Genomic DNA, 26471 nt, shown 5'->3' on the forward strand with positions numbered 1-26471 from the left:
TTTTTACTTAGGTTTATACTACTAAAGGAGGTAATACTTATGCTTTTGACCTATTCCGCAATTGAAATTAAGAAGGAAATTAAATCCTTTAAATCATTACAAAAGGATTTACAAGAGAATGAAATTCGAAATGCACCCACTAAACATTGTTCGACTTTGAATGGCAAAGAAGTTTCAGCGCTAAATAAAGTGGTCTTTAAATCTGATGGTGTAACTACGGCGGGTTATTGGAATTAACCTGAATTTTTATGTCTACGAACCACCCCTTTTTTCTCTACAAAGAGAAGAAAGGGTTTTTTTAATGTTACTTAAATTATAAACATGCGTCTTTAGATTTTTATTGATATAGATGCATTGTTTATTGCATCTTCACGCACTCACATTGCACTGACAACACCAATAAATTACAGGTAAACTTTAACATATAAGCGCGATCCATTCAAAAGATTTCTATTCCTTTCAAACTAAAAGTAAACGAGGTTTAGCAGGTGATCACGATGAAAGTGCTTAAGGAAAGCGACGATGCGCGGTACGTCTCCCTCGCGGTTCAGACGGTACTGCAGGAGCAAATGGTCAGGGCAAGGCTTAACCGCCATGAAATATTGAATATCGCCGAAGAAGTACAGCTGGAGACGCTGCGATTCAAGGAAGCAGCCGAGCTCGTGAAGACCCCATCCGGCAAGGTGATTCCTCAAATGAGATTCATTTTGGCGCATCTGCAGGACGAACATCTGGCAAGCAGCTATTTCGAGGCGAGATCGCTTGGTTTGGATGCAGAGTTCGTTCAAATGCTTCGTTGCGAGATCATACGGAGAGATATTAAAGATCTGGTTTGCGAGGATTTAGAGCATTAATTTATCGAATTCAATATGTTTGTGTCATTAATTGTCGAAATGCGTCTCTCGCTCTTTTAACTGCTTTTAGAAGCAGTTATTGAAAATTGTTTACATAATATTTATTACGACGCCTTATATAAAGAGCTCGAAGCGCACTTCCATCCATGCGTCTGGTATAATAACCCTAAATAAAATCCGCATGGAGCGCGAAACCTATGAATCTGCAAAAAATAAAAGACCGCGAGCAGTTGGATCAGCGCGTGCCCGGCATGCCCTGGTACGTCGAGAAGTTTATTAACTACAAGCTGCCGGACCTCTCCCCTTCTTCCCTGTTGGAGTACGTGAGAGATTACGAGGCGTTTTTTTAGCTGGTTGATGCGCGAAGGATTGACGACGGCGGAAAAGATATCGGACATTCCGATCGAAGCGTTGGAGAAGCTGAAAATGGACGAGATCGACAGCTTCCGAATGGAGCTGTCCACCCGGCGCGAGCACGCCAATTCGCGTACGACGATCTCGCGCAAGCTCTCCTCCCTTCGCTCGCTGTTCCACTATCTCAGCCAGATCGCGGAGGACGACGACTTCTATCCGTTGCTCAAGCGCAATGTGATGGCCAAGGTGTCGATCAAGCGCACGCACAAGCCGAAGGATACGGCGGCCAAGCTGGAAGGCAAGCTACTTCAGGAGGAGGAAATTTCGGAATTTATCGCGTATATCAACGAACATTATGCAACGGACGTCGCGGACAACAAGCAGGCTCTTTATGCGCACGAGCTTAACCATACGCGAGACGCCAGTATCGTAAGCCTCATTTTGAATTCGGGCTTGCGCGTATCGGAGCTCGTGAACTTGAACCTCGAAGATTTGGATCTTAAAAAAGAAGCTTGTGTACGTCTATCGCAAGGGGAGCAACGACGACACCTTCAAGACGCCGGTTTTTTTCCGACAAGATGCGCTTGCCAACCTGGAGTCCTACCTGCAACAGCGCGAGCTCCGCTATCGTGCGCCTAAACGCGAAAAAGCCCTCTTTCTTGCGCTGGCGAACGGCAAGAAAGAAGGCTCGCGCATGACCAAGCGCGCGGTGCAGGAAATGGTCATCAAATACGCGAAGCGGTTCGGCAAGCCTTATCTGTCGGTTCACAAGCTCCGCCATTCATTCGCGACCGACTATTACCTGTCCAACGATCTGTACAAGACGCAGGAGCAGCTTGGCCACGCGTCGCCCGAGACGACGCAGATTTACGCGCATCTGACGGACAAAACGATGGAGGAAGCGATCGACAAGCGCCGTACACCGGATGCTTAATCGAAGGCGCGGCAAAAGGGACGATACGGAATCGTCCCTTTTTTAATCGATCACAAAGTTACGCGACAGCATCGCTAACCGCAAAGGTATTGTAGGTAAAGGCAAAAAGTTACTCTACAAGCCCACGGAACGGTTTTCAAGGTGCTCTAAGCGCAAAAAGTTACTCTACAGCCTCACGAAACGGTCCAAAAGATGCTGTAAGCGCAAAAAGTTACGCTACAGCCTCACGAAACGGTCCAAAAGGTGCTATAAGCGCAAAAAGTTACTCTACAGCCTCACGAAACGGTCCAAAAGGTGCTATAAGCGCAAAAAGTTACTCTACAGCCTCACGAAACGGTCCAAAAGGTGCTATAAGCGCAAAAAGTTACTCTACAGCCTCACGAAACGGTCCAAAAGGTGCTGTAAGCGCGAAAAGTTACTCTACAGCCTCGCGGGCTGGCCCATTCGCGAATGCGAACAAATGGCCAACAAGCGGCTTATTATTCCGACTGCTGCCGCAGCTTGTCCGCCACGGCCTCCATTTTTTGCGCCATCGTCCCGTGCTTGTCCCTGCGATCGTCGATCGTGATCGACGTCGATACCCGCCGTGCCCCATGATTAAACGGCGTCTCGTGCATGCGTCTGACGACAGCCAGCACATCCTCGAGCTCTCCTTCGATAATCGTGCTCATCGGCGTCATCTCGTGTTTGATTCGCTCCGGGGCCATGCGCAGGACACGCTCGACCTCTGCGACGTACGCGCTCACGCTCGTCGATCCGGTACCGATCGGCACGATCGTCACTTGTGCGATTGCCATCGTTTTCCGCTCGCTTTCTTTGTCATCGTCTCCTTGCACATCGACCGTACGGCAGCTTCATGCCGATCCAATAACGTCAGCCCGGCTGCTGTCTCCTTCGTCTGTTGGCGAAGGACGTCTGCGCTGTCCACTTCGCTCAAATAGCGCCCCAGAAAATGGACGAACACGTCCAGCCTCCGCAATCGCATCAGCAAGGGCAACGCATCGATCTCTTCTTCGCTCAATGGCGCGATGCTGCCGAAGCCGCTTAAAAACGAAGCGGCAGCTTCAAGACTCCCCGCCTCGCCGATTAACCCTGCCAACGTAACCGCCGGCTCCATCGCCCTAAGTTCCATCGTGCAAAATTCAAAATCCAGTATCGCCGCGATCTGCGTGCGATCATGCATGCCGACCAGCAGATTGGAATCGTTAATATCGCCGTGCACGAGTTGATGCGGCAGGGTACGCACCGTCTTCAGCGCCGCCTGAAAGGCTCGCATCGCATCGCTGATCAGACGAAGCTCGTCCTTCAGATCGAGAAAAGCAGCCTGCGGGGCCTCGCAAAAAGCCGCGATGACGTGTCCCGGACAGGACGGGTGCGTCCGCTCAAGTTCATAACACGGCAAATAGGCGGGAGCCGCAGCCGGTTGAAGCGTCCGCAGCGCCAGCGACAAGCGACCGACGGCTTCGCCGATCGACGCAGCGACGGCGGGCTCCGATCCGTCCGGCCTGACGCCCGCCGTATACGTAAACAACGCGGCATAACGCCCCGTCCCGTCCCCCAGCGCCGTAAAGGTCGCCCCGTCGGGCAGCGCGAGCGGCCGCGGTACGGCAAACGGCAAAGCCCTCTCGCTCAGCTTCAGCAGCACATCGTGTTCGAACGCGATCTTGTCGGCATCCTTGTGCGTCTCGTAGATGCGCAGCACGCGCTTGTCGCCGCGATCGTTTTCCGCGATTCGCGTCGTGTTGTTCCAGCCGCTCTCTCCCTCGGAGACCGTCCAGCGCGTAGCCGGATCGTAGCGGTACAATAAAGCGGCAAACGGCATGCCTATCCTCCGATCTTCTTCACCGAACGATCGATCGCGGTCCGCTCGGCGTCCGTAAATATCCCCAATCTCCAGAACGCTGCGCCGCCAAGGCCGTAGCGCTTCGCAAGACCGAGCTTGTCGTCGACCGTAGTCTCGTTTTCCGCGTCCAAATTAATCGCGAGCAGCAGCTTGGACTTAGGCGCGCCCGTCGCGATCGCCTTGCCGATCGCCTCTTCGACCTTCGCGTTCGGCTGCGGCTTTTTGTTGTCTCCGTAGTCATAGGCCATAATGACGAGCTCGTTTGCCCATTTGGCCAACGCCGCATAATCGTACCCCTTGTATTCGCCGTTCAGCGGCGGCACCGCAAGCGATACCTTGATGCCGTCCGGCTTGACGGCCGAGACGAGCTGCTTGACATAGGCGTTCAACGCCGATTGGGCCATGACGGGATCGTCTTGCCAGCCAAGCCCTTCGAAGTCGAGCATGATACCGCCGAACGCATTGTCCTTGGCAAGCGCATGCAGACGATCGATCGAAGCGTCCCGAAGGGCCTTGTCCGTCAACATCTTCATGAGCTGTCCCTGACCGTCCTTGCCCAGCACGGCCAGATAGCTGCCGGAACCTTTCGCGTTCACCTGCGCGACGATCGATTCCGGCGTCACTTCGCCTGCCGGCTTGGGCCATAGCCACTTGCTGCCGGTCGCGTCCGTCAGCGAGATCGCCCCGTCGTAGCCCACTTGCGCCCAGCCGAACGCGACATCGTTCAGACGGTCGGCAAGCGGCAGCTGGTCGAACGAGGAGATCGCGTAAAAGCCCAGCAAGCGCATCTCGCGCTGCGGCGACACGACGCGCACCGTCTTCGCCGGTCCGTCCCATGCGGCCTTCGCCCCGAAGGCTTGACTGAAAAAAGCGAGCGGCACGAGTACCGAATCGCGAGACATGACCGGCGCGGCGTTTAATGCATATTTAACCCCGTTAATTGTCGCCGTTTTCCGGCCGAGCGTCAAATGCACCTCAACCGCCCTTCCGGCCGCGTCTTTGCCCTTCGCGACGACCGACTTGGTCGCAGGCACCCAAACCGCGTTCACGCCAAGCGCTTCGGATAGCGACCGGAATGGCAGCAGTATCGTTCCTTGGCTGTTGATCGGCGGCACGGACACGGGCAGCTTCACGTCGTCCAGCACGATCGTGACCGCAGGCGCGGCTGCAGCCGCGGCGCCTTGCGCGCCGACCGGCAGCAGCATGGCCGTAGCCAGAATGGCCGGAAGCCACTTTTGAACGGGGATTGGCAACTTCATGAGAGCAACGCTTCCTTCCTTCGAGCAATCTATGAATCTCTTCATTAGACGCTTTGAAAGATTAGGAGTTGCAATCATCGGCCAAAAAATCCCTCGCGAGGTGCAAAATAGATCGACGATGCGATAGGATGGACGACATTCGTTCAAATCGCCTTTAAACGAATTTGAGGCACATGTGATGCATAACGGATGGATCTGCCGAATAAAGTTTACATAATATATTTTATGACGTAGCTTTTATTCCGTCCATTCCGACCTCAATAATCCCATTTGAATGACGTCCGCATAACGCCCGTTGCGATACAGCTTCTGTCGCAGTCTGCCTTCTTCGACAAAACCGCACTTCAGATAGCTGCGATAGGCCCGTTCGTTGAAGTCGTATACCTCCAGCTCCAGCCGATTCAGATTCAGCTCCTTGAACGCATATTCGCACAGCAGCCGCATCGCTTCGGTACCAAGCCCTTGCCCGCAGCGCTCGAGCTTGCCGATGACGATACCGATCCGCCCGCAGCGGTTTTTCCAGTCGATCGCATCCAGGCCGATCTGACCGATATACAGCTCCGTATCAACCTCCGCGATGACGAAGCCGCGGGTGTCAGGCCGCTGTTCCATCATGTCCGCGAGGAAAGCCTCGGTCGATTCCAAGCCGTGTGGAAACAAAAAAAATATCCGACAAAAATCCTGTAATCGCTTCGTCATTCACCCATTGGCGGATCGGCACGAGATCTTCGTGGCGATATTCGCGCAAGCGAACGCGCTTGCCGACGATATGCGGCATCTTAACATGTCTCCTTCCGCTAAAATATAAGGCGCGCATTTTCCCTGCCGGTCAGCAGGTCGATCCAGTTGTCCGGCAGCGTCACCGATCGCCTGCGAACGGACGAGAGGTCAAAGGCGGCGACCCAATCCGCAGCCTTCGTCTCTTCGATTCGGTCGCACAGCCCGGCGAGCCATGCCAAAAAAACCGAGAAGCCGCTCCGGGCGTACGCCAAACCGATCCCTGAGCTCCGTTAGCGATACCGCCCCGTGCCGCTTCGACAGCCTGCTGCCGTCCCCGCCGAGCAGCAGCGGCGAATGCGCGAAGCGCGGCGGCGGGCTGCCGAGCGCTTCGTAAAGCGCCAGCTGCCTTGGCGTCGAATCGAGCAGATCCCAGCCGCGCAGCACGTCGGTTATCTCCATCTCGATATCGTCCGCGACGACCGCGAGCTGATAGGCCACGATGCCGTCCGCGCGCCTTACGACGAAGTCCCCGCCGCTCGCTCCGGCAAACGTCGTCTCGCCCGCGATGCCGTCATGGAACCGATAGGTCGCTTCCTCGTTCATCGCGAAGCGCAGCGAAGGCGTCTTGCGGAGCGCCCGCTCCGTCCGCTCGAGAGCGGTCAGCTTCCGGCAGGTGCCCGGATAAGCCGGTCCTTCGGCGTCAAGTCCGTGCGGCGCGCTGGCCGCGGCCTGCAGGTCGGCGCGGCTGCAGTAACACGGATACAAACGGCCCTGCCGCTGCAGCTCGTCCAGTATCCGTTCGTATTGTGCCGTACGTCTGCTCTGCTCGTATGGCGCATGCGGTCCGCCGACGTCCGGTCCCTCGTCCCAGTCCAGTCCCAGCCACTTCAGCTCTCCGGGAAGTTGGCTGGCGAGCTCGGGCTTGCAGCGCTGCCGGTCGAGGTCTTCCAGCCGCAGGACGATCTCCCCGCCCGCCGAACGAATCTGCAGCCAAGCCAGCAGCGCCGTCATCGCGTTGCCCAGATGCAGCCTGCCGGACGGCGTAGGCGCGAACCTGCCGCGAATGGCTTTCCCGCTTGAAGCCATCTCCCTCCCCCCTTTCTCCGAAGCTCCATCTTGTCGCATAATAGGATTCATATTCAGTTCACATACGAGCGTCAAAATAAGTTCTATTCCAATAGGCTGCGCAACCTGCGTGAGCCCCAATCCTAACGCAAAGGTGGCCGATGCTTGTGGCGCGCATTCTTATTGTAGACGATGATCCGCATATCCGCGAGTTGCTCGGACACTTCCTGGCGGCCGAGGCCTTCGAGATTCAGGAAGCGACGGACGGCGCTGAAGCGCTGGCCTTGCTGGCCGATTCGCCGTTCGACCTGGTCGTGCTCGACATCATGATGCCGAACATGGACGGCTGGGAGCTGTGCCGCGAGCTGCGGACGCACTACGAGCTGCCGATCCTCATGCTCACCGCGATGGGCGAGACCGCCCAGAAGGTCAAAGGCTTCCAGCTCGGCACCGACGACTATATGGTGAAGCCGTTCGAGCCTGCGGAGCTGGTCGTTCGCGTCAAGGCGCTCATGCGCAGGTACAAGATCGCCGTCTCCCATCAGACGCAGATCGGCCGCGTCGTCATGAACCGGCAGACGTTCGAGCTTCGGCTGGACGGCGAACCGCTCACGCTGCCGCTCAAAGAGTTCGAGCTCTTGTTCAAGCTGGCCAGCCATCCCGGCCAGACGTTCTCCCGGGACCAGCTCATCGAACAGATTTGGGGCTTCGACTATGAAGGCGACGAGCGTACGGTCGACGTGCATATCAAACGGCTGCGCGAGCGCTTTCCCGACGATTGCGGCTTCCGGATCACGACGATACGGGGACTCGGCTACCGGCTGGAGGTGCTTGCTTGAACATCGGCGGTTCGAGGCTGACCCGATTGTGGCGCAAATTCGCGCAAAGCCACAAGGAATATCGCAAGCTGCAAAAGGAATTCGAGACTCGCATGCGCGAACAGCGCAGAAGCGAAGCGCTTGCGGCCGGCGGGACGCGGGCGTGGTTCGAACGGCTTGCCGCCCCTGCTTCACTTTTTGACCGGCGTCTCCGTATTCCTGATCTGCTACTCCGTTCTTTGGACCGCGGCGCACTTGTTGCTTCGTGTCGTTAATCGTTTTTTTGCCGATGCCCGGCACGCTGCGCGAGTATTTGACATTAATATTGACGTTTTTTCTGTTCGGCCTGTCCATCGTGGTCATCCGCTACCTGTTCAGGCCTGAAGCGAGGGCGATGCAGCTCGTGAACGCGCTGACCGACGCGATGTCCCGCATGGGCAAAGGCGACTTCAACGTAAATCTGGAGGTCAACCCGAGGTACGCCGGACAATATTACGAGGTCGTCAAAAACTTCAAGCAGATGGCGGCGGATCTCGGACAAATCGAAAATATGCGACAGCAATTCGTCGCCAACGTCTCCCATGAAATTCAATCGCCGCTCACGTCGATCAAAGGCTTCGCGCAGGCGCTCAAGTCGGATCGGCTGTCCGAGACGCAGCGCAAGCACTACCTCGACATTATCGAAGCGGAGAGCGAACGGCTGTCCCGGCTCAGCGACAACCTGCTGAAGCTTACGACGCTCGAATCCAAGCGCCCGCCCTACCAGCCCCGCACGTACAGGCTGGACAAGCAGCTGCGCCAGGTCGTGCTCGCCGCGGAACCACAATGGCAGGCCAAAGGGCTGGAGCTCGATATCCGGCTCGCCGAATGCGAATTGAACGCCGACGAAGAGCTGCTGAGACAGGTGTGGGTGAACCTGCTGCACAACGCGATCAAATTCACGCCCGAGGGCGGTTCGCTCGGCCTTTCTTTGTCCGTAACGGGCAGCAGCGCCGTCGTACACGTCGAAGATACGGGACCCGGCGTTTCGCCCGAGCATCTCCCACGGCTGTTCGAGCGATTTTACAAAGCGGATAAGTCGCGCAACCGGGCGGCCGGCGGCAGCGGCCTCGGTCTCTCGATCGTCCAGCGAATCGTGCAGATGCATCGCGGGGAGGTGACGATCGCCAACCGGCTCGTCGCCGGAACGCGGGCCACGGTCGAGCTTCCGCTCTCGCAGATCGACGCCCCTCCCTGATAGCGACAAAAGCCGCCTTCGCAAATGCGCGAGGACGGCTTTTTCGTGTCTTCGATTCTAAAGCTTGAAGGCGCTCACGGCGTTCTTGAATTCCGCGGCGATGCCGGACAGCGTGCGGGACGAGGAAGACAGCTCCTCGCTGAATGCGAGCTGCTCTTCCGCCGATGCCGCCGCCTCCTGCGTCATTGAAGCGGTCATGGACGCCATATGGCCGATATTCGACACCGATGCGGACACTTCCTCCGAGCTCGCAGCCAATTGTTCGGCTGCAGCGGCAGCCTCCTGCACGCGCGTGGACACCTCGTACGAAGCGTTCGCGATCTGCGTGAAGGCGGAAGCCGCTTCGTTCACGGCCGCGCTGCCGGCCTGAACCTCTTCGATGCTCGCGCTCATGAGCGAGGACATCGATTCGACTTGCTCGCGCACCTCGGTGATAAGCGTGTACACGTTGCCGACGGACTCGTTGGTCTGGGTGGCAAGCTTGCGCACTTCGCCCGCGACGACCGCGAACCCTGCGCCGTGCTCGCCTGCGCGCGCCGCTTCGATCGCCGCGTTGAGCGCGAGCAGGTTGGTGCGGGAGGCGATCTCGCCGATGATGCCCGTTACTTCGCCGATCTGTTGAGATTTCGCGACCAGACTCGTGATCTGCTTGCCGGCCTGCGCAACGGTCCGCTCGAGCGACGCCATTCGCTCCGTCACGTTGACGATGCGATTCGTCCCGGTCGTCGCCGCGGATGCCGCGCCGGCGGACAACTCCGCCACCTCGGAGGTCGTCTCGGCGATTCTGCCGACGCCCTCGGCCATCTCTTCCATGACCCTGTCGCACTCGGCAGCCGACTTGGCCTGGCTCTCCGAATTAAAAGCGATGCGCGAGACGGACTCCGCGATCCTTCCGGATGCGCCTTTGCTCTGCTCGGACCCGTCCGACAGCTGGACCGAGGAAGTCGCGAGCACGGAAGCGCTGTCCTGCATCTGACGGACCGAACCCCTCAGCTTGGCGACCGTATCGTTGAGCTTCATGAGCAGCGTGCCGAACTCGTCGGTACGTTTCGTATTAAAAACGGATATCTGCAGATCGCCCGCAGCCACTCGTCCGAGCGCTTCCGTCGTCTGCTTCAGCGGCACCGTAATGTTGCGAATCAGCAGCCAAGACAGCGCGATGGCGAGCAGGACGATCGCGATGCCAAGATAGAAAACGAGCGTTGCGCTGCTTTTGAACAATTTATCGTTATCCTTTTACGCTGCTGGCGGCGCCTTCGTGATTAAAGTCGATCAACTGGTCCACGTCATTTTCGAGCTTTTTAAAGGCCTCGCCCGCCTTGCTCGCGCCGTCCGCATCTCCGGCGTTTTTCGCAGAAGCCGCATAGGTAGCCTTGAACTGCTCCCAATCCTGCTCCAACGACGCGTACAGCTTTTGATCCTTTTCGTTCGCTACGGAGCCTTTATATTCGTTCACGTGGTTCTCGATCTCCGGAAACAATGCGTTCATTTGATCGACAGCCTTCTTTTTGGCTGCTGCGTCCGCGGCCATCAACGACTGATAATATAAATTCGTGATCTCCTGAAGATCGATTTTGATGCTGCTCATCGTTTCCACGCCGTTCAGCCAATCGGTGCCGATCTCCTGAGACTGCTTGTTCATCAAACTCATGTTGACCAGACTGATAAAACCCAGCGCCGCAAGCGCGACGACGATGGCGCTAAACGCCCCTACCATTTTTTTGCCGACCGTCCAATTCATCCGTTGACTGCCTCCCGCCGCACGTCCGGCCTCATAATGTTGCTTTCCTCTTAATCATATCGGTGCGAAGTTAAAAAAAAACTTAACAGCAAACCAGAAAATCGAGGAAGAATTTGATGAAACATAAACAATTAAGTCGCATTATGTCGTTTTATGTCGTAAAAATCGAAAGCACGCAACGTAAAGAACCCGCTTTTCCCAGTGGGAAGCAGCGGGTTTCTGATGCGTATTTCATCGTCTAATTTGGACGGAAGCTAAGCTTTAGAAGCAGCGCTCAGCGCCAGAAACCGTCCGTATGCGGCTTCCCACGCCTCCCTATCGTCAGGCTCGTAGCGATCGGCCGGGAACGAATCCGACACGAGACGTCTCGCTTCGGCGAGATCCGCGATCTCGCCCTGCGCGACGAACTGCAGCAGCAAATTGCCGATCGCGCTCGCCTCTGCCGGTCCCGCGAAGACCGGGCGGCCGATCGCGCCGGCCGAGAGCCGGCAGAGCAGCTTGTTCTGGATGCCGCCGCCGACCATGTGGAGCCCGGCGAACTTCCGCCCGGCGAGCGTCTCCGCCTGCTCGAACGCCTGGCGATAACGAAGCGCGAGACTCTCGAGAATGCAGCGGGCGAATTCGCCCCGGTCACGCGGCTCCGGCTGTCCGGTCTCCCGGCAGAAAGCGCGGATCTTGGACGTCATGTCGGAAGGCCCGTAAAAGCGCGCGTCGTCGGGGTCGATCAAGCTTCGCAGCGGCTCGGCCGCTTCAGCGCGTTCGACCAGCTCCGGATAGCCGATCGGGGATCCGTCATCGTCCCATTCCCGCTTGCATTCCTGCAAGATCCACAAGCCCATGATGTTTTCAAGCAGCTGATACTTGCCGCCGACGCCGCCTTCGTTGGAAAAGGACAGCGCGAGCGTCTCCGGCTTCAGAACCGGCTCCGCCAGCTCTGTGCCGAGCAGCGACCAGGTGCCGCAGACGAGATAGGCGAACGGTTCGTCTCCCGCCGGCACGGCCGCAATCGCGGATGCCGTATCGTGGGAGCCGACCGCCACCGCCTCGACCGGGGGAATTCGCAGCTCCTCGAGCACTTCCTCCGACAGCGGGCCGATCCGCGTGCCCGGCGCGACGGGCTCCAGAAAGAGCGTCTCCGGGATTCCCAGCTCTCTCATCAACGTCTTGTTCCAGCTCCGCGTGCGCGGATCGAACAGCTGCGTCGTCGTCGCCATCGTGAATTCGCAGGCCGGCACGCCCGTCAGCAGATAGGTGAGCAGATCGGGCGTCAGCAGCAGCGTCCTGGCCGCGGCGAGCTTCGCCGAACCGGTCCGGCTCATCGCGTATAGCTGATAAATCGTGTTGAAGGGCATGAATTGAAGCCCGCTCGACGCGAACAGCGCGTCCGCGCCGAAGCGCGCGCTCAGCTCCTCGATCAACCCTTCGGTCTGCGGATCGCGGTAATGATACGGATTGCCGAGCAGCTCGCCGCCGCCGTCGATGAGTCCGAAGTCGACGCCCCACGTATCGATGCCGAGCGTCCGCGGATCGTAGCCGGCCTGGAACGTCTTGCGGATGCCCCGCTTGATCTCCTGCAGCAGGCGCAGAATATCCCAGTGCAAATGCTTGCCCACGCGGACGGCTTCGTTTTCGAAGCGGTGCATCTCGGCCACTTTAAGCTTGCGGGTGCCGTCCGCTTCCGCGGCAAGCTCGCCGACATAGGCGCGTCCCGAGCTTGCGCCCATATCGAACGCCAGCGCGATCGCGCGGCGAGATTCGCCAACTACAGCCGTTGTCTCGCTCATGTCCCGTCCCCCGCCTATTTCATTTTTTGCAGCAGCTCGATCCGGTAGGCTTCGCTCTCCAGCGAAGCGATCTCTTTGTATTCCGCGTCCGTCAACGCCTTGGGCGTCTTGATCGCGCTTGCGATCAGCCAGATCTTCGCGCTCTCCTCGACCACCTCGGTGCGGTAGTAGGCTTCGCGAAGATTGCGTCCCGTCGTGACGAGGCCGTGATTGCCTAGCAGGATCGTGCTATAGTCGTTCACCTTGGCGACGACGGCGTCGGCGAGGCGGTCGGTCGTGGGCAGTACGTAGGGGACGTAGGTCGTCGTGCCGACGAGTGCCGCCTGGTCGGGGAACATGACCGGCAGGTTCTGCTCGACCAGCGTAAAGGCGATGCAATACGGCGGATGCGTATGCACGATCGCCCCGATGGACGGGTTGGCCCGGTAGGCGTACAAGTGCATCAGCACCTCGGACGACGGCCGCAGGCCGATGTCGGTGATATCGCCGCTCTCGATGTCCACCTCGACCCACTGCTCGGGCGCGATCTCGTCCAGCGCGAATCCGCTCGGAGACAGATACATCTTGCCCTCGTGACGGGCGCTCAGATTGCCGCCGGGTCCGACGACCAGCTTGTTCGATACCGTCTTGCGCGCGTACTTGCACAGCTCATTGCGAATATCGGTGGCGCTCATGCGTGAATGACCTCCAAGGTTAAAATGTTACGATGGGAAGATGCCGACAACAGGAAGATGCCGACGAAAACGTATCGGATCGAAAGGATAGCGTCGACGCGTTCATGCCAAACGGAAAAAACGGGACGAAGGCCGCCCGGTGCGGACGGCTTCGCCGGTTGACCCTTTATTTGTAAAGCGGTCCGAAGTTCGCGCACGCTCTGAAGTCGGCGCCCTCGATGCCGTCCGTGCCGAACAGCCCCCAGGCCCGCGGGCGGAAGACGCGCTCCTCGGCGACATTGTGCATGCTGACCGGAATCCGGAGCATCGACGCGAGCGTGATCAGGTCCGCGCCGATATGGCCGTAGCTGATCGAGCCGTGGTTCGCGCCCCAATTGTCCATGACGTCGTATACGGTGCGGAACGCGCCCTTGCCCGTGACGACCGGGGCGAACCACGTCGTCGGCCAGGTCGGGTCCGTGCGCTTGTCGAGCGCGTCGTGCACTTCCGGCGGAAGGTCCACCGAATAGCCTTCGGCGATCTGCAGCGTCGGCCCGATGCCCTTGACGAAGTTCAGGCGGGACATCGTCATCGGCATGCCGCCCTTCGTCAGGAAGTCGGACGAATAGCCGCCCCCCCGGAAGTATTCCGCGGACGCCGGACGCCAGCTCGTCGCGTCCAGACATTTTTGCGCCTCATCGGCGGAGATGTCCCAGAACGGCTTCATCGCCGGCTTGCCGTCTTTCGATTGTTCGCCGGTGCCGTCCATCGTCGCGGAGCCGGAGTTGATGAGGTGAAGCAAGCCGCCCGCCGCCGCGCCCGTCAATTTGTGACCGGTAACTCTCTCGACCGAATCGGGTCCCCAGTATGTCCGGACGTCGGCGAAAATTTGCGCGGTGTTGGTGAGCAGGTAGCCCATCAGCATCGGGATGCCGTTCAGGCTGTCATTCTCCGTGGCGACGATATAAGGCGCGCGGATGCCGTTCCAGTCGAACGAAGAATTCAGGATCGTCTCCAGGAAGTCGCCGTTCGGGAAGTGGTCGGTCCAGGCGCGCTGTCCCTGGAAGCCGGAGACGAGCGCATTGTGGCCCTGCGCTTCTTCGCCGAAGCCGAGCTCGGCCAGACGCGGATTGCCGATCATCAGGTCGCGGGCGATCTGGGTCATTTTGACGACGGTCTCCCAATCCTTGTCCTTGTCCGCGCGGCTCTTCTGCAAGCGCTCCGGATTGTTGTCGGGCCCCTCCTTGCAGTTTTCCTTCACCCAGGCAAGCGCCTTCTCGAACTCAGCCGGGTCGTAGATCTCTTCTTCGATGCGGCGCACGAACTCGGACATGTCCACGTATTCCGTGCGCATGCCGAGGTACTCCTGAAACAGCCCGTCGTTCACGATCGAGCCCGCGATGCCCATCGACACCGAGCCCATCGACAAATACGATTTGCCGCGCATGATCGCGACCGCAAGACCCGCGCGGGCGAAACCGATCAGCTTTTCGCGGACGTCCTCGGGAACGGTCGTGTCGCCCGAATCCTGCACCTGCTCGCCGTAGATGCCGAACGCCGGCAGGCCCTTTTTGCGCGTAGCCGGACAATACCGCCGCCAGATAGACCGCGCCAGGACGCTCCGTGCCGTTGAAGCCCCAGACCGCCTTCGGAAGCGTCGGGTCCATGTCCATCGTCTCCGTGCCGTAGCACCAGCAAGGCGTGACGGTGAGCGAGACGCCGACGCCCGCCTTGGCGAACTTGTCCGCCGACGCGGCCGCTTCGGCGACGCCGCCGATGCAGGTGTCCGAGATGACGCACTCGACAGGCTCGCCGTTCGGATAGCGAAGCGAGCCGCTGAGCAGCTCGGCCACCGCCTTGGCCATGTTCATCGTCTGGTCTTCGAGCGATTCGCGCACGCCCTTGCGCCGGCCGTCGATCGTCGGACGAATGCCGATCTTGGGAAATCCGCTTTGGTACCGGTATGCATGGTCAGTCATCAATGAAGCCTCCTTGAAAGCGATTAATATGTTATCGATAACTCTAAGTTAACAACGAAACGTATTGCTGTCAATCCATTAGTTTTGTAAGATAGATGTTAAGTATGAGCCGGATTTATGAGAGGATTGGACGCGTATGGTCACCATCTACGATATCGCGGAAAAAGCCGGCGTCTCGGCGATGACGGTATCTAGAGTTATCAATAACACGGGGCGAATCAGCGAGAAAACGCGGGCGAAGGTCAAGCGCGTCATGGACGAGCTCGGTTACGTGCCGAACCAAATGGCGCGCAGCCTCGTCCTTCAGGAGACGCGGCTGCTGTTTCTGATGATTACCGATATTACGAATCCTTTTTTATACGACGCTTGCGCGCGGCGCCGAGGATGCGGCGAAAAAGCATGGCTACCGGCTGCTGTTCGGCAACACGGACGAGGATCTGGAAAAAGAAAACGACTATATCGACGCCGTTCTGAAAACGCGGGCGGACGGCGTGCTGCTCGCCCCGGCCGGGGATGCGTCCCTCCCTCACCTCGAGATGCTGCGGCGTCACCGCGTGCCGTTCGTATTGCTCGACCGCGAAGTGCCCGGCATGGATAGCGACGTCGTGCTCGGCGACAGCAAAGAAGGCGCGCGCCAACTGGTCAAGCAGCTCGTCGGCGGCGGCCATCGCCGCATCGCGCTGATCAACGGCTCGCGCACCATCTCGAGCGCCAGGGATCGGCTCGACGGCTACCGGGAAGCGCTCAAGCTGAACGATCTCGAATACGACGAAGCGCTCGTGTTGGAAACGAGCTTCGGTCCGCGCAGCGATCTGACGGGCATCGAAGCGTGGCTCGACCGCATGCGCCCCCCTTCCTACCGCCGTCGTCGCGGGCAACAACGTGCTTGCCGTCGAGCTCATGCGTTCGCTTCGTTCGCGCGGGCTTCGCGTGCCGGAAGACGTGTCGATCGTCTGCTTCGACGAATTGGCCTCTTACGCCGAGATGGACCCCTTTTTCACGGTCATCTCCCAGCAAGCTTACCAGTTCGGCCATCTCGGCATGCAGATGCTGCTCGACCGGATTCAATCGCGCGACGGACAGGCGCCGGGCTGGCGCAAGATCGTGCTGCCCGCTGAGCTGATCGTGAGGCGTTCGGTTCGCCAGCTGTGACGGTGGCGTCACATGAAATGGCGCCGCGGAATATTTTCCGCGGCGCCATTGGCGAACCCCTTGCCCGCTATCGTCCGAGCCGAATATGCCCGGCTTTCGTTCGGAGCCGGTCCCATGCCCGCTTGATCGGACTCCGGCGATCCGGCGCGAGCGCGAGTCCGGACAGCTCTGCGATGCGGTCAACGACTTGATCTGCGTTCATGCCGTCCGTTTGAATATGGACCTCGAATGCGGGCTTCGACAAACCGTCCAGACATCGGTCGATCTGCATGGCCGCCCAGGACCGCTCGCCCTCCCACCGGCTTCGAAGGCGTCGCATTAGCGTTTCCCGCGATGCCGTCAACGCGTAGTGGTCGACCCGGATGCCAGAGCCGCGCAGCGCGCCGACCATTTCGTTCATGTAATCTTCGTTCACGACCGTCATCGGCACGATGATCGGCCCGTCATGCTTCGCGGCGAGGTAGGCCAGCATGTCGCGGTTGATCGACCGCCACATCGGATAGTCCTGGAAGTCGCTGCCGCGAAGCGGCTTCGGCAGCCTCGCTCGGATGTAGAAGCCGGCCTCCTCCGGATCGAACACAAGCGAGCCGGCCAGCCTTCGGCGCAGCTCGTACGCGGCCGTCGTCTTGCCTGCGCCGAACGCGCCGTTGATCCATATGATCACAGGCTTGGCCCGTCGATTCGCTTCGTCTTGCGCCGCCAAATGACGAAAGCGGCGATCGCGGCGGCGGCAATAAGCAGCGACCATAGCCAGTCCAGACGCGCCAGCGCTTGTCTTGTGCTGTTTAGGCTGCTGTCCTTGTACGACTCCAGATAGATCGCTTTAACATAGGCGCCGCCTCCTGCGTCGATGGCGATCGCATCCTGCACGTCGATGCCCAGAATGCCTTTGAATTCGGTGCCCTTCGGCAGCGCGTTGGAGAAGTTGCCCTTGTAAGCGCCTTCGCTCTCGGCATAGAGAGAAACTTTGCCCAGCTTCATGCCGAGCCGGTCGGCGGGCACGGCTTCATCCGTTATCTTGTACAAATTGTCGTAATAAACGACAAACGGCGTGTCCCAGCCGGCCGCGGCGCCAACGGACGGAACAAGCAGCATCAGCGCCGCGAACAACAGCAGAAGCTTACGTGACATGGTCAGGCTCCTTTGGATCGAATGATTCACACAAGGAAAAAACATGCTTGGTTCACATTTTAAAGCAAAACAAACGCTGCGAAAAGTCCTCCCTAGAGCACCATCGGACCGGGTCGCGAGCCCGTAGAGCAACTTTTTGACTTTACAGCATCATGTTTCCGAATCGCGACACCGTAGCGTAACTTTTTTCCTTTACAGCACCTTTTAGACCGGTTCGCGGGCCTGTAGCGTAACTTTTTTCCTCTACAGCTCCATTTAGCCCGGTTAGCAAGCCTGTAGCGTAACTTTTTTCCTTTACAGCCCCATTCAGACCCGTTCGCGAGCCTGTAGCGTAACTTTTTCCCTCTACAGCTCCATTTAGCCCGGTTAGCGAGCCTGTAGCGTAACTTTTTTCCTTTACAGCCCCATTCAGACCCGTTCGCGAGCCTGTAGCGTAACTTTTTTCCTCTACAGCTCCATTTAGCCCGGTTAGCAAGTCTGTAGCGTAACTTTTTCCTGTTAGCCTCCGAAGAGCGCGTCGAGCAGGGTGCCCAGCATACCCGGCTTGCGGCCGAGCAGCACCTCCGGGTCGTAAATTTCGACGTTGCCGCAGCGTTCGCAGGACACAAATAAATAGTGGCGATGCTGCACGTCCAGCAGCTTGCTGAGTCCGGCGCCGGTCATCGCCACCTCTTTGGCAATGCCCCCATGGTTGCCGCATCGGCGGCAGACGAATCGGGATTCGAGCGTCTCCGCCAGCTCGCGAATACCGGTAGGCTCCTCGCCGTCCGCACCGATCGGAGCTCCGTCATCCTCCGACGCGCTGCCAGCGCTTAACGCCGATTCCTCGAAGTCCTCTTCGGTTACCTCGTACAGCTTGCGACCGCAGTTCGGACATCTGCCAGCGACACGCGCCAGCGCGGCCTGGCAATAAGGACATTCCACCGCTTTTCACGCTCCTCCGCTGAAGGTGACGGACAAGTGCACGATCTCGCTGCGGCTCGCCAGACGGACCGGCGGCCCCCAGGTGCCGTAGCCGGACGAGACGACGGCGTGCATCCTGCCTTTTCGCAAATAACCCCAGTCCAGCTCGAACAGTCTTCCCGTCACCCAGTGGTTCGGCGCGAACTGGCCCCGATGCGTGTGTCCCGAAACGACGATGTCGACGCCGGCCTCCTCGTCCGCCGCATAGCCGTATGGCTGATGGTCCATCAATATAATCGGCAGCGAGCGATCGACGCCTTTAAGCAGCTCCGCCACCGGCTTGCGGCCTTGCGGGTCCATCGACTCCGCCGCCTTGTCCTTGCGGCCCACGACGTTCAAGATGCCGCCCGGCGTCGCGCGCTCGTCGCGCAGGACGGGGATGCCGAGCGCCGCCATCCGTTCGACGTATTCCTCGATATGGCCGCCGTAATATTCGTGGTTGCCGAGCACGGCATAGACGCCAAGCGGCGCCGCGAGCCGGCCGAGCCGCTCGGCCATCCGGTTGCGGATGAACGGCTCGATGACGTCGTCGAGCACGTCGCCCGCCAGCAGGATAAGATCGGGCTTGATCCGCTCCACGCGGGGGAGCAGACGGTCCAAGTGGCGATTGCCGACGATATTGCCCAGATGCAGATCGCTGACGAGCACGATATCCATGCGGCGTCGGCCCCCGGCCGCCTTTTCGACGTCGATCTCGTACTTGCGCACGATCGGCGTCCAGGCGTTCCAGGTTCCCCAGGCGAACAGGAGCAGCAGCAGGACGGCCACGACGAAGCCGATCGATTCTACCGTATCTTTATAATCCGATCCCGCTTCGTAGAACAGCCATACCGCCAAATCCGCGATCGGCAGCAGCAGCACCGCGTATTCGAACAGCCCGATATAATAAGCGCCGAACACCTTCAGCCCGCGCCCGACCGGCTTCGGCAGAAAACGGAGACGTCCGATCAAATAGCCGAGCGCGGCCAAAGCGAGCAATGTCCACAGCGCCGCGCCGGGAAAGCCGGGCAGCCAGGCGTTCAGCCAGGTTTGTGCGTTCCAGCCGATAAAGAAGTTCAGACCGAGATACGCGGCAATGACTAGCGCGAACGTCAAGACAGCCCGCAATCCTCCTCTTCTCATCGGCTCGCCTCCTCCGGCACGCCGTCCCGCTCGGCGATGAGCGGCGTCGGCGCGTCCGCATACAGCAGCTTGAGCCTGTGCAGCGCGCGCGTGCAGCCGACGTAGAGCAGCTTGGCGTCCTCCGCCCCGTAGTCCGCCGCGTCCGCATCGGGTATGAGCACGGCATCGAATTCGAGTCCCTTGGACAAATACACCGGCGCGACCGTGATCCCGCCCTCGTAATTCTGCTGCTTCGCCTCGAGCAGCGAAGCTTGGATGCCGCGGGCCGTCAGCCCGGCATGAATGCGCGCGCAGGCCACGGCCGTCCGTCCCAGCACCGCGATGCTTTGCAGCTCGGATTCCCGCCCCCACGCTTCGACGATCGAAGCGATCGCGGCGACGTCCGGCGACTCGGCGGCGGTCCGCTCGACCTCCACCGGCCAGCCGCTGCGGAAGACGGGCCGCGCCGGCTTGACGCCCCCGCCCATGCCCTTCAAAATGCGGTTGGCGAATTCGATGATCTCCAGCGTGGAACGATAACTCCGGTCGAGCTCGTAATACGACGTTTCATCCGCGGGAAACAAGCCTTTGAGCTCCGCCCAGTCGGTAACGCCCGCATAGTCGTGAATCCCCTGCTGCAGGTCCCCGAGCACCGTCATGGACGTGATCCGCTGATGCTGCCTCAGCACGTGCAACTGCGCTGGCGAATAATCCTGCGCTTCGTCGATCACGATATGGTCGTAGGCCGGCACGGTCGGACCAAGCAGCTTTAGATGAATATGAACGAGCGCGGCCAGATCTTCTCTGGCGAAAACGGCGGAAGCCTTGCTTTTCCCCTTTGATCTGGAAGACGCGCCAGCGCGCTTCGTCCCTTCCGCCTCGTCCGCCAGCCAGCCGCACGCTTTGTAAAAAAGAAGCGGCTGTATGCTGCGGCAGTTTGCCGGCGTATGCCTTCCAGCGGGCGTTCGCCTTTTTTGCGCACCTCGGCTTCGCTCCATCTGGCTTTGCCGAGCTCGATCTCCATCCAGCGCTTGATCCGGTTCAATACCCGTTCGCGCTTTTTCATGAGCGGATCGAGCGGATTTTCCTCCGCGAACCAGGCGCGAACTTGCTCGGCCGTCAGCATGCGGCGATCGTCGGGCGAGAACGGCTCGTCCGGCACCATCGTCCGCGCAAGCTCCGCGATCGCTTCGTCGATCTCGGCCAAGAAGCCCAGACTGCCCTTGCGCTTCGCCGGCGTATCCGAACGCCCGCCTGCGGCGGCATCGCCCTCGAACCACCGGGCCAGCTCTTCCGCCGGATCCCGGAGCCGTAGCTCTTCGCCGATCTGCTCGAGCGCCCAGTCCTCGAACGTCTGCTGGCCGATATCCCCGACACCAAGCTCGGGCAGCACCCCGGAGATGTAATTCAGGAACATTTTGCTCGGCGCAAGAATCATCATGCGGTCGGCGCGGACGCGATCCTGATAGCGATAGAGCAGGTAGGCGAGCCGATGAAGCGCGACGGTCGTCTTGCCGCTTCCCGCGACGCCCTGGATGAACACGGCTTTGTTTTTCTCGGTACGGATAATCGCGTCCTGCTCCTGCTGAATCGTCGACACGATATCCCGTAGCTTGTTGTCCTTGCTCTCTCCTAGCTTGTGCAGCAAAAACTCGTCGCCGGCCGAGCCGCCCTGCTCGCCGTCTTCGGCGTAGCTGTCCACGACGCGCTGCAGCTCGCCTTCGCGCACGAGCAAATTGCGCTTCAAATGTACGGTGCCCGACACCGGTCCTTCAGGCGAGTCGTAGACGACCTCCGGATCGCCGCCCGAGAACGCGTAAAACAAGCTTGACACCGGCGCCCGCCAATCCACGACGAGCAGACGGTGTCCGTTCTCTTCGCCCACGCCCGACTTGCCGATATACAGCGGCAACGTCTCGCCCTTTCCCGCTTCGCGGAAGTCGAGCCTGCCAAAATACGGTTCCTTCTCGGACGCGGTCAGTCGAATCTTGCGTTCCTGACGGATGGCATCGAGCGTCTGTTCGGTATAATCGTTGCCAGTGTACCGCGGGCCGATGCCCGCGATCTGCGTTCGGATCGCTTCCTTCGTGCGCTCCAGCTTCACCGTTTCTTCACGGAATCTTTGGTCTTCCGACACGATCGCGTCCTCCTTCAAATTGATTACGGCAGATTAAGTATGGTTAAATAAAGGAAGATACATGGCCTATGCAACTTACATAATTCGGCGAGGAGGGCATTACGATGAGCTACAACAACATTTTGGTGGCGTTCGACGGTTCTAAATTGTCGCGCAAGGCGATCTCCCAAGCCGCCGCGCTGGCGGAAAGCTACGGCGCCGCATTGACGGTCATTCACGTCTACCAGGTGCCGCTCGTCAACAACGGCGACTTCATGGTCACCCTGCCTGCCGACTGGTCCCAGCAATACATGGACCACTCGTTCAAGGTGCTCGAGGAAGCGAAGTCGCTCGTGCCGTCCACGGTCAACGCGTCGTTCAAGCTGATCGACGGCGATCCGGCCAACACGATCCTCGACTATGCCGGCGAAAATGGCGCGGACCTGATCGTGCTCGGCAGCCGCGGGCTCGGCGGCATCCGCGAGTTCGTGCTCGGCAGCGTCAGCCACAACGTCATGCAGCATGCCAAAACGCCGGTGCTGATCGTCAAATAATCGGGGCAGCAAGCTTCCGGCGCTTGCCGGGTCCAACGACAAAAATCGGTCTCTTCCCGCAAGGGAAGGGACCGATGTCTGTTATTCAAGGCTTATGCAGGCTGACTGTGCAGGTCTGCCCTATAATATATCGTATATCGTTAGCCAAGTAAAATACATAGGAAGACCGCGTCAGATCCGTATCGCCGCGATCAACAGATCGGCATTCGTCTCGGGAAGCGCCACGAGCGCGCCGTCCGGACAAGCCCGCACGTCAAGGACGATCGGCAGCCGGCGCTCCAGGTCGAACGCCTCGAAGCGGTAACGCTCCGGCTCGACGCGAAGCGCGAGCTTGCGGCTGTAAGGGACATAGGCGAAAATGGCGCTGTCGTCCGGCCAGGCCGCCACGCGGATATCCGGACAATCGAAGGCAAGCTTGTCCTGGGCGGCGGGAATGCCGCACAAGCCGTACTTTTCGACGAGCCAGCCGCCAAGCGAGACGTCCGCCGCGCCGGACAGCCGCAGCGCTTCCGACCAGACGAACGGCGTCAAGTAAAAGTCTTCGCTGTTGAACGCCGTCTCCTTGCGGTGCCAGGACCATAAGCCGTGCGCACCGTAGGCGAAGCCCGCCGATGCGCCGGACAGCACGCTCCACCAGAACGCCTTGCGCACGTCGAACGCCTGGAATCGTCCGTATTTGCCGAAATGCCCGATCCCTTCGTAGCACGGCTCCGCGTTCAGCACCGGCCGGCGGACGCTTTTCGCCATAAACTTCTCCGGCAGCGAATAAGCGCCGTTCTGGCTTGCCGGGTCGTGGCTCGATTGATATACGTAGAAGTCGAGCTCCCGCTCGAGATCGGCCGGAATCTCGTATGCGCCGCCGTTCATGTGCAGCGAGGCGATCGCATCTGGATCGACCGCCTTGATGCCCCGCAGCGCCTCCAGATAATGGCCGGCCGCTGCCTCCTCCGACTCGAAGTTCGTATCGCCGCTGATGAAGTACATCGGGGAATAGGGCAGGAACGTGCGGGCCACGAGCTCCGCGTACGGCCGCACCGTCTCGATCGGCATGACATGCGAGCCCTCCGACTGCCGGCTCATCCAGTTGCCCGGCGCATAGTTGCCCCACAGCACGACCAGACACGGCAAAATGCCGCGCTCGCTCGCCATCCGCGCCATCGTCCCCGCCCGCTCGAAAAATCCGTCGTTCGGCCGCGCATAATCCCAGCCTCCGTCCTCCCGCGCCTGAAAAGGCTCGATGCCGAGCACCGATTCGCTGGCGTCGTGAATGATCGGCAAAATCGAGATTTGCACCGCGTTAAAGCCCTGCCCCCGCCGGTAATCGAGATACTGCGCCCACTCTTCGAGGGTGGCGTTGGAAAATACGCTCCACACCGTATCGGCGATATAAAAAAAACGGCTTGCCCGCTCGCTCCAAATAGGAGCCGTCCTTCGAAATTTGAATCCGGTCTTTCACGGTTGGTTCCCCTTTCTTCGTTGCCACGCGTTTATTTGGGCTTTCGTAACCTCCCGCGCCTGCATGCCCGTATCTCTCGGCAGCCGCTTAGGCGAAAAGTGATGCTGCCGGCCCGAGCAAAATTCAGAAAGCAGCTGAAAGTGAAAATGTTAGCCTACAGCCTCGCGGTACGGTATAAAGGGGGTTCGCGTAGACGCTTGAAGCGCAGGTCGCGTCGCGCTTCAGCCGGTGAGCACCTTTTTGCCGAAATCGAGATGCGCCCGCATCCGATCGGCCGCATCCTCCGCCGCGCCAGCCGCCAGCAGGTCGACGATCTCCGCGTGATCATCGATCGCCGCGCGCATCCGGTCCGGAACTCGCCGAAGCACGCCGAGCGTGAAGCGGTACAGATGCGACTGATAATTTTGCATGAGCGTCTCGAACTCGGCGTTGCCCGCGCTCGCGCACAGCAGCGTGTGAAACGCGATGTCTTCCCGGGTAAAGGCGATCTCGTCGCCCGCCGCGGCCGCTTCGCGCTGCCGCGCCAGCGAGCCGCGCAGCGCATCCAGCGCCTGCGGCCGCAAGCGGCCGGCGACGCGCGCGCATACGAAGCACTCGATCGCCTCGCGCAGCTCGAACATATCCCGCGCCTTGGCGACGGACAGCTCGCGAATGAGCACGCCCTGCTTCGGCGAGACGGTCACGAACCCCTCGGATTCAAGCCGGTCTAGCGCCGACTTGATCGGCGTCTTGCTCATGCCGAGGAAATCGATCAGCTTTTTTTCGGACAGGAAGCCTCCCGGCGGGAACACCTCGTCCATAATCGCCTGCCTGATGGCCGCATAGGCCTTTTCCTTCAACAACGGCGCGCTTTGGGCGCCACCCGGATTGACGTTCAACGCGTCTCACTCCCCCCCGGCATAATGTGTCATTATAGCATGTCCGCGGGCGAGACTGGCAGATGGGTACGAGCGCTCTCGTATGCCGCGAACATGAGAGCCAGCGTGCGCAAGTTGTCCGCGCCATCCGTCTCGAAAGGCGCCCCGTCGTTCAGCCGGTCGATAAAATGCGTCTGAAGACGCAAGTGGCTCGCGGCGTGGTCGAGCGTCGTTCGCTCCCTCACGGTTCGCTCCGCGCCGTCGTCGCCGATCAAGGCGAGTCTGCCGCTGCGGTAGAGCTTGATCGTAGCGAGATCGCCCTCGACGATCAGCTGCTCGCGATGCGCGGGCCCGACGGGATCGCCGACGGGACCTTCCAGCGCCCCGCGGGTCGCCCAGCTCATGTCCATCAGCCCTGCGAAGCCGCCCCCCGACAGGGTGACGATGCCGCTGTCTTCGCCGGCGATATGGGGACTCACGCGCAGCATCTGCGCATACAGCCGATCGGATTCGCCGAACAGAAAGCGCCACGTATCGAACCAATGGGCGCCCATCTCGTAGAACAGCAATCGCGGCATCTCGCGAAAAAACGGCTGAGGCAGCGCCTTGCCCGGCGCCATGCGCGGCGTATAAAAGTCCGTATGCGTATAGCGCGCCATCCGGACCTGTCCGACGGCGCCATCGTCCAGCAGCCGCTTGATCAGCCGGTTCGGCTCCAGCCAGCGCCAGTTTTCGGTGACCATCAGTCGCACGCCTGCCTTCTCGGCGGCCGCGACCATCGCCTTCGCTTCAACCATCGAAGACGCGAACGGCTTCTGGCACATGATATGCTTGCCTGCCTCGGCCGCCTTGACGACCAGTTCAAGATGCGTCTCGGGTCCCGTGACGATGTCGACGACGTCGATCTCGTCCGCGGCCAGCATGTCGTCCAGCGACGCGTAGGTCCGCTCGGCCGGCACGCCGAACTGCGCCGCCCGCGCAGCCAGCTTGCCGGGGCTGCGGTTGCAAAGCGCGGAGACGCGCGCGCCGGGGATGGCGCTCCACGCGTTCAGATGATGCTCGCTCCAGTAGCCGGTACCCAGGACGCCGACCCGCCAGATTTTGCTCGCGCTCATGCCCCCGATCTCCCGATGCGATCCTGCAAGCCATAGACGCGGAGCGCGGAGCGATACAGCAGCCATTCCTGCTCCTCCGCCGTCAGATCGCTCGTCCGCACCTTGGCGAGCTCCGTGCCGCAGTTGTCCGCATGATCGGTGCCGAACATGAAGCGCTCCGCGCCCAGCTCGCGTACCCAGTGCCGGATGAGAAAGCCGCCCGTCCAGGTGATGTCGGCATACAGGTTCGGGCAGGCTTGCATCGCGATGTGCGTCTCGCCCGCGAGCACCATCATGCCGCAATGCGCGATGACGATGTTCACGTCCGGATACGACTGCGCGACCGGGATCAGATGGCTCGGGTTCGCGAACGGAATGCCCGCGCCGGTATGCACCATGACCGGTACGCCGAGCCTGCGGCCCCATTCGAACACTTTGCGTCCGTCACGGCTCGTCGGATTGACCGCATGCGCGGACGTATGAAGCTTGATGCCGACGAAGCCGAGCTTTTCGATGCAGCGCCGGACTTCGGACGCATAGACGTCGTCCGGCAAATGCGGATTCGGGTTCGCCATGCCGGCGAACCGGTCCGGATGACTGCGCGCGAGCGTCGCGATGACGTCGTGCTGCGCCCTAACCTCCTCTATCGTGTGCACGAGCGCAGGCTGCAAGATCGTGAAGTCGATGCCGAACTTCTCGATCTTGTCCCATTGCTCCCGTTCGGTGAATGCCTCGTCGAATACGCGGTCCGTCCCCAGATGCGCATGTACGTCGATAATCACTGGCGCTTCCCCCTCGAGATTCTA

27 protein-coding genes and 3 pseudogenes are annotated in these 26471 nt (G+C 59.9%); 9 read left to right on the plus strand and 21 right to left on the minus strand.

What is annotated here, in order from left to right:
- Window positions 1-39: 39 nt before the first annotated feature.
- From OMP40_RS28730 to xerS, 3 genes and pseudogenes are all read left to right on the plus strand, one after another.
- The gene (locus OMP40_RS28730; RefSeq protein ID WP_277536474.1) at window positions 40-237 is read left to right on the plus strand and encodes a hypothetical protein; all 198 of its coding nucleotides are present in this window, start codon (window positions 40-42) and stop codon (window positions 235-237) included.
- 260 nt (window positions 238-497) lie between these two features.
- Window positions 498-854, plus strand: a complete 357-nt coding sequence (gene sda, locus OMP40_RS28735) for a sporulation histidine kinase inhibitor Sda (protein ID WP_277538091.1) — start codon at window positions 498-500, stop codon at window positions 852-854.
- 197 nt (window positions 855-1051) lie between these two features.
- Window positions 1052-2142: pseudogene (gene xerS, locus OMP40_RS28740) on the plus strand (tyrosine recombinase XerS).
- A 479-nt stretch (window positions 2143-2621) separates the two neighbouring features.
- On the opposite strand, the gene OMP40_RS28745 reads toward xerS, so the two are convergent.
- The 6 genes from OMP40_RS28745 to gluQRS all read right to left on the minus strand — a co-directional run bounded on the left by OMP40_RS28745 (window position 2622) and on the right by gluQRS (window position 7050).
- A complete protein-coding gene (locus tag OMP40_RS28745) occupies window positions 2622-2939 on the minus strand; it encodes an MTH1187 family thiamine-binding protein (RefSeq protein ID WP_277536476.1) in 318 nt (105 codons plus the stop codon).
- Window positions 2921-3964: a phosphotransferase gene (locus OMP40_RS28750; RefSeq protein ID WP_277536478.1), complete on the minus strand. Its 1044-nt coding sequence runs from the start codon at window positions 3962-3964 to the stop codon at window positions 2921-2923. Before OMP40_RS28750 ends, OMP40_RS28745 begins: the two co-directional genes overlap by 19 nt.
- A gap of 2 nt (window positions 3965-3966) precedes the next feature.
- Window positions 3967-5244, minus strand: coding sequence for a stalk domain-containing protein (locus OMP40_RS28755; RefSeq protein WP_277536479.1), 1278 nt, complete (start codon window positions 5242-5244; stop codon window positions 3967-3969).
- 237 nt (window positions 5245-5481) lie between these two features.
- The gene (locus OMP40_RS28760) at window positions 5482-5859 is read right to left on the minus strand and encodes a GNAT family N-acetyltransferase (RefSeq protein ID WP_338131255.1); all 378 of its coding nucleotides are present in this window, start codon (window positions 5857-5859) and stop codon (window positions 5482-5484) included.
- Window positions 5840-6022, minus strand: coding sequence for a hypothetical protein (locus tag OMP40_RS40565; RefSeq protein WP_338131256.1), 183 nt, complete (start codon window positions 6020-6022; stop codon window positions 5840-5842). Before OMP40_RS40565 ends, OMP40_RS28760 begins: the two co-directional genes overlap by 20 nt.
- A 110-nt stretch (window positions 6023-6132) precedes the next feature.
- Entirely contained in the window at window positions 6133-7050 is a 918-nt protein-coding gene (gene gluQRS / locus OMP40_RS28765) for a tRNA glutamyl-Q(34) synthetase GluQRS (RefSeq protein WP_338131257.1), read from the minus strand.
- Window positions 7051-7196: 146 nt separating this feature from the next.
- Here gluQRS and OMP40_RS28770 point away from each other — a divergent pair, with 146 nt between their 5' ends.
- From OMP40_RS28770 to OMP40_RS28780, 3 genes are read left to right on the plus strand one after another with little or no spacing between them, the layout of a single operon-like run.
- On the plus strand, window positions 7197-7868 hold the full coding sequence (locus tag OMP40_RS28770; RefSeq protein ID WP_277536481.1) for a response regulator transcription factor: 672 nt from the start codon (window positions 7197-7199) through the stop codon (window positions 7866-7868).
- Window positions 7865-8122, plus strand: coding sequence for a hypothetical protein (locus OMP40_RS28775; RefSeq protein WP_277536484.1), 258 nt, complete (start codon window positions 7865-7867; stop codon window positions 8120-8122). Before OMP40_RS28770 ends, OMP40_RS28775 begins: the two co-directional genes overlap by 4 nt.
- Window positions 8113-9084, plus strand: coding sequence for a sensor histidine kinase (locus OMP40_RS28780; protein ID WP_277536486.1), 972 nt, complete (start codon window positions 8113-8115; stop codon window positions 9082-9084). Before OMP40_RS28775 ends, OMP40_RS28780 begins: the two co-directional genes overlap by 10 nt.
- 57 nt (window positions 9085-9141) lie before the next feature.
- Here the strand turns inward: OMP40_RS28780 and OMP40_RS28785 are convergent, their stop codons facing one another.
- The 5 genes and pseudogenes from OMP40_RS28785 to OMP40_RS28805 all read right to left on the minus strand — a co-directional run bounded on the left by OMP40_RS28785 (window position 9142) and on the right by OMP40_RS28805 (window position 15241).
- Window positions 9142-10305 carry a methyl-accepting chemotaxis protein gene (locus OMP40_RS28785; protein ID WP_277536488.1) on the minus strand — a complete coding sequence of 388 codons (1164 nt, stop codon included), beginning with the start codon at window positions 10303-10305 and terminating at the stop codon, window positions 9142-9144.
- A 7-nt stretch (window positions 10306-10312) separates the two neighbouring features.
- Complete coding sequence (locus OMP40_RS28790) at window positions 10313-10825, minus strand: MCP four helix bundle domain-containing protein (RefSeq protein WP_277536491.1); 513 nt, start codon at window positions 10823-10825, stop codon at window positions 10313-10315.
- Window positions 10826-11079: 254 nt separating this feature from the next.
- Window positions 11080-12609 (minus strand): rhamnulokinase, encoded by a 1530-nt coding sequence (locus OMP40_RS28795; RefSeq protein WP_277536494.1) that lies wholly within the window; start codon window positions 12607-12609, stop codon window positions 11080-11082.
- A gap of 14 nt (window positions 12610-12623) precedes the next feature.
- On the minus strand, window positions 12624-13283 hold the full coding sequence (locus OMP40_RS28800) for a class II aldolase/adducin family protein (RefSeq protein WP_277536496.1): 660 nt from the start codon (window positions 13281-13283) through the stop codon (window positions 12624-12626).
- A 166-nt stretch (window positions 13284-13449) separates the two neighbouring features.
- Window positions 13450-15241, minus strand: a pseudogene (locus OMP40_RS28805) (L-fucose isomerase).
- 413 nt (window positions 15242-15654) lie between these two features.
- On the opposite strand from OMP40_RS28805, the pseudogene OMP40_RS40570 reads away from it, so the two are divergent.
- Together OMP40_RS40570 and OMP40_RS40575 are read left to right on the plus strand one after the other, a co-directional pair.
- A pseudogene (locus OMP40_RS40570) lies at window positions 15655-15969 on the plus strand (type 1 periplasmic-binding domain-containing protein); the annotation flags it as partial.
- 154 nt (window positions 15970-16123) lie between these two features.
- Entirely contained in the window at window positions 16124-16393 is a 270-nt protein-coding gene (locus tag OMP40_RS40575) for a substrate-binding domain-containing protein (RefSeq protein ID WP_338131258.1), read from the plus strand.
- Window positions 16394-16460: 67 nt separating this feature from the next.
- Here OMP40_RS40575 and OMP40_RS28815 read toward each other — a convergent pair whose 3' ends face one another.
- The 6 genes from OMP40_RS28815 to OMP40_RS28840 all read right to left on the minus strand — a co-directional run bounded on the left by OMP40_RS28815 (window position 16461) and on the right by OMP40_RS28840 (window position 21725).
- On the minus strand, window positions 16461-17057 hold the full coding sequence (locus OMP40_RS28815) for an AAA family ATPase (RefSeq protein ID WP_277536500.1): 597 nt from the start codon (window positions 17055-17057) through the stop codon (window positions 16461-16463).
- Complete coding sequence (locus OMP40_RS28820) at window positions 17054-17524, minus strand: hypothetical protein (RefSeq protein ID WP_277536503.1); 471 nt, start codon at window positions 17522-17524, stop codon at window positions 17054-17056. Before OMP40_RS28820 ends, OMP40_RS28815 begins: the two co-directional genes overlap by 4 nt.
- Before the next feature lie 498 nt (window positions 17525-18022).
- Complete coding sequence (locus OMP40_RS28825; protein ID WP_277536504.1) at window positions 18023-18448, minus strand: zinc ribbon domain-containing protein; 426 nt, start codon at window positions 18446-18448, stop codon at window positions 18023-18025.
- Between the two features lie 6 nt (window positions 18449-18454).
- Window positions 18455-19609: a metallophosphoesterase gene (locus OMP40_RS28830; RefSeq protein WP_277536506.1), complete on the minus strand. Its 1155-nt coding sequence runs from the start codon at window positions 19607-19609 to the stop codon at window positions 18455-18457.
- Entirely contained in the window at window positions 19606-20340 is a 735-nt protein-coding gene (locus tag OMP40_RS28835) for an ATP-binding domain-containing protein (RefSeq protein WP_277536508.1), read from the minus strand. The genes OMP40_RS28830 and OMP40_RS28835 overlap by 4 nt, the downstream gene beginning before the upstream one ends.
- Window positions 20341-20357: 17 nt before the next feature.
- Window positions 20358-21725: a HelD family protein gene (locus OMP40_RS28840; RefSeq protein WP_277536509.1), complete on the minus strand. Its 1368-nt coding sequence runs from the start codon at window positions 21723-21725 to the stop codon at window positions 20358-20360.
- A gap of 104 nt (window positions 21726-21829) precedes the next feature.
- Here OMP40_RS28840 and OMP40_RS28845 point away from each other — a divergent pair, with 104 nt between their 5' ends.
- Window positions 21830-22258: a universal stress protein gene (locus OMP40_RS28845; protein ID WP_277536510.1), complete on the plus strand. Its 429-nt coding sequence runs from the start codon at window positions 21830-21832 to the stop codon at window positions 22256-22258.
- A gap of 171 nt (window positions 22259-22429) precedes the next feature.
- Here OMP40_RS28845 and OMP40_RS28850 read toward each other — a convergent pair whose 3' ends face one another.
- The 4 genes from OMP40_RS28850 to OMP40_RS28865 form a co-directional block, all read right to left on the minus strand.
- The gene (locus OMP40_RS28850; protein WP_277538092.1) at window positions 22430-23677 is read right to left on the minus strand and encodes an apiosidase-like domain-containing protein; all 1248 of its coding nucleotides are present in this window, start codon (window positions 23675-23677) and stop codon (window positions 22430-22432) included.
- Between the two features lie 258 nt (window positions 23678-23935).
- Window positions 23936-24592 (minus strand): GntR family transcriptional regulator, encoded by a 657-nt coding sequence (locus OMP40_RS28855; protein ID WP_277536511.1) that lies wholly within the window; start codon window positions 24590-24592, stop codon window positions 23936-23938.
- A gap of 32 nt (window positions 24593-24624) precedes the next feature.
- Complete coding sequence (locus tag OMP40_RS28860; protein WP_277536513.1) at window positions 24625-25686, minus strand: Gfo/Idh/MocA family protein; 1062 nt, start codon at window positions 25684-25686, stop codon at window positions 24625-24627.
- Window positions 25683-26447: an amidohydrolase family protein gene (locus tag OMP40_RS28865; RefSeq protein WP_277536515.1), complete on the minus strand. Its 765-nt coding sequence runs from the start codon at window positions 26445-26447 to the stop codon at window positions 25683-25685. The genes OMP40_RS28860 and OMP40_RS28865 overlap by 4 nt, the downstream gene beginning before the upstream one ends.
- Between the last annotated feature and the right edge of the window lie 24 nt (window positions 26448-26471).

It is taken from the genome of Cohnella rhizosphaerae, from assembly GCF_029525575.1.
Taxonomy (GTDB): Bacteria; Bacillota; Bacilli; order Paenibacillales; family Paenibacillaceae; genus Cohnella; species Cohnella rhizosphaerae.